We start from the raw sequence: 6,556 nt of genomic DNA on the forward strand, positions 1-6,556 counted from the left end.
GGCGGTTCGGGGGCCGCGGCCGGCTCAGCGCAGGCCGACGCCGCCCAGGGCGGCCCGGTGGCCCGGTGGCGCGCCCCGCGCGAATCCGCGGTGCGCGGTGTCCGTGCCCAGGGTTCGTCCCGGATGGGTGGCCGGATTCCCCATGGACCCGGGGTCCCCGCCGGATCGGGGCTTCCCTCCGGATCGGGGCTTCCCGGTGGATCGGCGAAGCCGGTCGGGGAGGTCCGCGGTCTGGGCGGCCCGCGGGGAGGTCCGGCTCTCGTCGGTCAGGGCGGGGCGCCAGTCCTCCAGGAAGACCAGGCCGGGGGCGACCAGGCCGAAGCCGTCGAACAGGCCGAGGGTCTGGGCGCGGTCGCGCAGTGTCAGCCGGGGCCGGCCGCCCCCGTAGCCGTCGTCGTAAGAGCTCGTCGTGGCCCCTCCCGTGTCGTCGCGGGTGTCCCGGACGCCCTGCGAAAGCGCCAGGAAGCTGCCTGGGGCGAGCCGCTCCCGGAACTGGGCGATGATGTCCGCCGGGTTGTCGGCGTCCGGGATGTCGTGCAGGACGCCGAGGATCAGCACCGCGACCGGACGCGAGAGGTCGAGCAGCCGCTGGGTCTCGGGATGGCCGAGCACCGCGCGCGGGTCGCGCAGGTCGGCCTGGACGATCGTCGTGTCCCGGTTGCCGGCGAGGGCGTGGCGGCTGCGGGCGACGGCGGTCGGGTCGAGATCGACGTAGACGACCCGGGCCCGACCGGAGCACTGGCGCGCGAGCTCGTGCAGGTTGTTGGTCGCCGACGGGATGCCGGAGCCGAGGTCGAGGAACTGCCGGATACCGGCGTCCAGCAGGAACCGGACGGCGCGGCGCATGAAGGCCCGGTTCGCGCGCATGATCGCGCCGATGTCCGGCAGCGTCGCGCTCAGCTGGGCCGCGAGGGCACGATCTACCGCGAAGTTGTCCGAACCGCCCAGGAAGTAGTCGTAGACCCGTGACGTGCTGGGACTGCGCGGGTCGATCGTCAGTTCGGCGCACTGGGCCCGCCCGACCTTGGCCCCGTTCAGGCCCCGCCCCCCGCGGTCGCGGTCGGCGCGCTCCAGCTCCGGCTCAGCCGATGTCACAGTCACCTCCGCGCTCTCGGCCGTCCTGGCCGTGCGTGGGCCGTGCCTGGGACCATGCCTCGGTCGGTAGACGGATGAACTACCCCTACCCCCGACCCGCGCCGGCACGCCGAGTTTCTTACCCTCCGTGCGGGGTCTGTGCCTTCACGTGCTGGTGTTCCTCGCGCACGCGTGGTCTGCATGTGCTTGCGGCGCTACTGCCGCATCAGCGAAGGTTGCCGGTGCCGTGGGCCGGTGCCGGTGCCGGTGAAGTGTCCGCGGTAGCGCGGTCCCTGGCTCGCGTTCTGGCGGACAGGTCCGGAGCTCGGTTTGCTGGGGGCGGGGGGGCCGGTTGCTTTGGTCGTTTGTGTCGCGTGCCTGGACCTGTCCGTCAGAACGCGGTCCCTGGCTCGCGTTCTGGCGGACACTTCGGGGCCGCCGCTCACGGGACGGGTGGCCAGCGGCCGGGCGAACGTCGCTGGGTACGGCACTACGCCCAGCACGTGCTCGCGGCGCTACGCCCAGCCGAGTTCGTGCAGGCGGGCGTCATCGATGCCGAAGTGGTGTGCGATCTCGTGAATCACGGTGACGCGGACCTCCTCGACGACGTCGTCCTCGTCGTCGCAGATCTCGCAGATCGGGTCCCGGTAGATCGTGATCCGGTCTGGCAGGACGGCGCTGTACCAGTCGCCGCGTTCGGTGAGCGGGACGCCTTCGTAGAGCCCGAGCAGCCCGTCCGGCGAGGAGTCCTCGACGACCACCGCCACGTTGCGCATCTGCCGGCCGAGCTCTCGCGGCAGGCTGTCCAGCGCCGCGACCACCAGCTCCTCGAACCGCTCCCGCGGCACCTTGACGGTCATGTCCTCGAGTCTCCTCGCCCCGCTGCCCGCCTGACGCCGTCGCGCCGCTCTCGGCGAGCTCGGCCGCCCGCGAATCCCGGCGCTGACCGTTCCTGATCCGGATCCTGGGCCAGATCTGGTCATCCGCCGTCGCCCGGGCGCGGATCTGCCGCAGATCATGTGAACGCGAGGCCCGGCCACGCCGTGATCGCCCGATGCCTCGGGGAACCCGCCCGATGCCTCGGGAAGCCCGCCCGATGCCTCGGGAAACCAACGCCTGGGGAAGCCGATGGCCGGAGAAAGCGCGACCAACGCCGCGTCGCGGCGACCATGTCCACGAGCAGGTGGCGATCAAGAGGTGGCGCGCCGGGTCCAGTCTCCACAGGATCCGCGCCGGAGCCCGGGCGCCGCCAACGGCGACGGCCCCTCCACGCCGGCGGTCGCGTCGCGTCCGGTCAGGGTCAGGCCGGCTGATTGGGGCAGGGAGCACCGACCGGGATGGTGGCGAAGGCCTGGTCCGTTCCTCCGGGCGCGGTGACCACGACGGTCAGGCAGCGTGGGCTGGCGACGGAGTAACCGCCGGCGAAGGCGAGCCAGTCGCCCTTGCCGCCGTCGCTGGGCCGGGCGGGGCACGCCGGAATGTGGATGGTCGTCGACGGCATGGCGACCCGGCCCCAGGAAGCGACGGCCTGGCCCTCGGCGTCCAGCAGCCGCAGGGTGGAGGCGACGCCGATCCGGACGAGCAGGCCGGTCTTGGCGAAGTAGGCCTCGGGGCTGTCGGCTGGGACCGTCGGGTCGCGCTCCGCCTGGAGGGTGCCGCCGCCGGTCCGGACCGCCACGGCGCCGGAGAGCACGGTGTACTCGTCGGGCGGCGTGGCGACGGTGTCGATCGCCGTGCCACAGTCCAGCGTCGGGCCGTCGCCGGCCGAACCCGCCGGCGGTGCCGGCAGGGCGGTGGACGACGACAGAAGCTGGGGCCTGGAAGTGGCGTCGTTCGCCGCCGCCGCCGTTCCCGTCGCGGGCGGGTCGGGTGTGGACGCGTCACCCCCGCAGCCGGCCGCCCCCACGGTCACCGCCGCCACGGCGCACAGCGTCACGACGAGCCGGCCCGGCAGAGCGGGCCACGAGCCCGCCACGGCAGGCCGCCGACCCGGCTGGCCAAGCCGCCGTCGCGGCTGGCGAGATCGCCCGCGTGGCTGGGCGGACAGGCGGCGGGGGTCCGGAATCCGGCGCATGACCGGCATCGTCCCACCGGCCGGTCGCGCCGTTGGCCGGTGGGACGAGACTCGCTCGACTACTGGGTGATCGTGATGGACTGGATCTCCGGCTTGCTGCTCGGCGGGCCGTCCTCGGCCCCGCCCTCGACGCCCGGCCCGGTGATCTTGTCGAGGGTCTCGAGGCCCTCGGTGATCTGGCCGATGACCGTGTAGCCGCCGGCGAGCGCCTGGGTGCCCTCCGCGTTCGGGTCACCATAGTTGATGAAGAACTGGCTGCCGTTGGAGCCGCTGCCGTCGGGGTAGGCACCCGCGTTCGCCATCGCGATCACGCCGCGGTTGTAGTTCACGCCCTCGACGTTCTCGTTGTCATACCGGAACCCGGGCCCGCCGCTGCTGGTGCCGGTCGGGTCGCCGCACTGCAGAACCTTGATGTTGGCGTTCGGGCCGGTCATCCGGTGGCAGGGGGTCGCGTCGAAGAACTTCTGCTCGGCCAGGTAGCGCAGCGCGTGGACGGTGCACGGGGCCTTGGCGGTGTCCAGGGTCGCTGTCATCGTGCCGAGGTTGGTGGTGATCACCATCTTGGCCGGGTTCGTGTCGACGCCTGGGCCGGCGGGCGGAAGCGTCACGGGCCGGGACGGCTCCGCGCCATCCGCGGTGTAGACGCAGTCACCGACCTTGGACGTCGCCGGTGGCTCGGCGCTGGGGGTGTCCTGTGCCTCGACGGTCGTGTCGGTGCTCGAGGAGTCGTCGCCGCCGAGGGTCTTCGCCAGCACGACCGCGCCGGCGGTGAGCAGCAGCGCGGCCAGGATGCCGAAGGCGGCGACCTTCACCTCCGGGGCGAGCTCGCGCCGCCGAGGCTTGACCGCCGAGATGTCCTTCTGCCAGCTCGGCTTCACCCCGTCATCGGGGCCGTCATCCCTGTCGTCCTCGTCCTCGTCGTCTTCTTCGTCGTCGTCGAAGTCGGGCTCGTCGAAGTCCTCCGGGTCGAACTCCTCGCCCTCTTCGTCCTCGTCCTCTTCGCCGTCCTCGTCGGTATCGACGTCGGTGCCGGTGCCGGTGCCGGAGTCCGAGTCACCGGGCGTGCCCGCCACGCGGCGCCGGCCGGCCACGCGGGCGGCCGTGTCGCCCTTGACCAGGCGGTCGTCGTCCGGGTCGTCGAGGTCCGGCTCGTCGAGGTCCGTCGGCTCGCCGTCGGTCTCCTCGTCGGTCGCGGCACCGGCGCCGGAGACGAGCCAAGGGCCGGCGGCCGGGTCCCTGGGCGGCGGCAGCACCCCCCACCTACCCGCGGCCGCGTCGACCGGCCCCGCGCCAGGGACCATGGGAATCCCCGAAGCCGACACGATGATCGGCGGCGGGGCGCCCGTGCCGCGTTCCTTGGCGGCCCGACCGGACGCCGAGCCCTTGGAGCCCTTGGCAGCCGCGGAGCTTTTGGAAGCCGCTGAGCCCTTGGCAGCCGTCGGGCTCTTGGAGGCGCTGGAAGCCGATCCCTCGGCGGCCGACGCGCCGGCGTCGCCGCCGGTACTTTCCGTAGCCGCTTCCTCGGTCACCGGCCCCGCCGGCACGCTCGACTCGACGGGCCGCGCGTCCGGCCCGACTGGGTCCTTCTCGTCCGGCATCAGTAGCTACCTCCCGGCGCCGCAGCCTAGCAACCGAACCTGTACGCCGAACGCCGACTCACCTTCGTTCCACGGCTGCTCCACCACAATCGGTAGCGCCGCGCTGGCCGTTCGCTGCCCCACCCGGCCGCGGCTCCACCAGAACGAGCGTCCAGCGCGCTCGCGCGGCTGCCGTGGCCACTGGCGGGCGGGTGGGGCGGGCGGCTGCCCCCGAGACGGCGACCTCGTGGGTGACTGGGCGGCGCCCGCGCGTCGACGGGACCGCCCGGCACCGACGATCCGGCGGGCGGAAGGCCAACGTGTGCCCCACGGAACGACGCCGGATGGCGGAAGTGGGCCGGTGGTCTCGGCCACGGAAACCAGGACCGGAAACATCGCGTTCATCGCGGCCGCCCCGCGCCCCGATACGTAACATTGTCGTTCTCCGTTCTTTTCCGTGGTGTTGGGCCTGCCTCACCGGGCGGGTAACGGCGTGGTGAGGGAGCTGGTCGTGGGCGTGGCCCCGGCCGCTGGATAAAGCCTGGAGAAACTCCTTCCGAAGTCGGGCGGCTACTCTTCCATCGATCGATGCGCGTGACGTCGCACCGTTAGGCCGCGGGGCTGTCCGGTCGATTGGCCGGACAGTCGCGCCCGTGCCGCCGTCATCGGCTGGAAAAACGCTCATTAATGCGGGGGGTGCTCGTGAGGGGTCGCCGGTGGCCCATCCGTTACCAGTTGGCGGCCATTGTCGTGGCGCCGCTGGTCGCCCTGGTCGTCGCCTCGACCCGGCAGGCCTACGCCGCGTTGGACCGGGCGGCGGAGGCCGGCCGGGTCACGCGGAACACCGCCTTCGCGGTCAGCGTCAACACGCTCGTCCATGAGCTGCAGCGGGAACGCGGGCTGTCGGGCGGCTATGTCGGCTCCGGCTACCGGACCGGTCTGGACCAGGTGGCGGCGCAGCGGACGAAGGCCGACGAGGCGTTGAACGCGTTCGGCGCGCGGGCCGGTGGCGCGCGCCCAGCCCTCGCCGCGGCATCGGTTCGAGTCGCGCTGGACGATGCCGAGGCGGCACTACGTGGACTGGACCGCCAGCGGGCCGCAATAGACAACAAGGCGCTCGACGTCGCCGGAACGCTGTCGTACTACACCGGGGCGATCACAAAGTTGTTGGCGGTCGACCAGGCTATGGGCAACGTCATCGACGACCCGGAGGCGGCCCGAATCGCGGTCGCCTTCGTGGACCTTTCGGAAAGCAAGGAGTTTGGCGCGCTCGAACGCGGCTTCATGAACTCGGTGTTCTCCGCGGGCCGGTTCGGGCCGGGTGACTACGGGCGCCTGCTCACCCTCGTGGCCGAGCAGGAAGCCTGGTTCGCCCTGTTCCGGACGACGGCCGACCCGGAGGTGGTGCGCTACTACGACCAGCATGTGCGCGGACCCGAGGTGGAACGCGCCGCCGCGCTGCGGGCCCAGGCGCTCGCCGAGGGCGCCGAGGGCCGGGATCCGTCCGTCCGGCCGGCCGAGTGGTGGTCGGTGATGACGGTGAAGATCGACCTGATGCGGGACGTCGAGCTGCGGGTGGCCGAGGAGCTGCGCGGCCGGGCCGCCGCCGTGTCGGCGGACGCGAACGCGGCCGTGGCCCGGGACCTGGCCGCCGCGCTGCTGGTCGTGGGGCTGTCGCTGGCCCTGTCGGTGTTCACGGCCCGCCGGATGGCCCGGACGTTGCGAGGACTGCGCGACGCCGCGCACGACGCCGCCGACGTCCGGCTTCCCGCCGTGGTGGGCGGGCCCGGCGGGGGGGGCGCCCCGCGCGGGGGGCCCGCGCGCCCCCCCC

General features: G+C 73.0%; 5 protein-coding genes. 1 reads left to right on the forward strand and 4 read right to left on the reverse strand.

The genetic code is table 11. The features are described 5' to 3' along the window. Window positions 1–24: 24 nt before the first annotated feature. From I6A81_RS16105 to I6A81_RS16120, 4 genes are all read right to left on the reverse strand, one after another. Entirely contained in the window at window positions 25–1,095 is a 1,071-nt protein-coding gene (locus I6A81_RS16105) for an SAM-dependent methyltransferase (protein ID WP_203000926.1), read from the reverse strand. 494 nt (window positions 1,096–1,589) lie between these two features. Further along, complete coding sequence (locus I6A81_RS16110; protein ID WP_203000924.1) at window positions 1,590–1,934, reverse strand: metallopeptidase family protein; 345 nt, start codon at window positions 1,932–1,934, stop codon at window positions 1,590–1,592. 440 nt (window positions 1,935–2,374) lie between these two features. Next, window positions 2,375–2,995: a hypothetical protein gene (locus I6A81_RS16115; RefSeq protein ID WP_203000922.1), complete on the reverse strand. Its 621-nt coding sequence runs from the start codon at window positions 2,993–2,995 to the stop codon at window positions 2,375–2,377. A gap of 212 nt (window positions 2,996–3,207) precedes the next feature. Then, a complete protein-coding gene (locus I6A81_RS16120) occupies window positions 3,208–4,746 on the reverse strand; it encodes a peptidylprolyl isomerase (RefSeq protein WP_238428471.1) in 1,539 nt (512 codons plus the stop codon). A 714-nt stretch (window positions 4,747–5,460) separates the two neighbouring features. On the opposite strand from I6A81_RS16120, the gene I6A81_RS16125 reads away from it, so the two are divergent. Continuing rightward, window positions 5,461–6,556: nitrate- and nitrite sensing domain-containing protein (locus tag I6A81_RS16125; protein WP_203010224.1), on the forward strand; the 1,096-nt coding region annotated here is incomplete at its 3' end.

The sequence above is a fragment of the Frankia nepalensis genome, assembly GCF_016786325.1.
In the GTDB taxonomy this organism is placed as follows: Bacteria; Actinomycetota; Actinomycetes; order Frankiales; family Frankiaceae; genus Pseudofrankia; species Pseudofrankia nepalensis.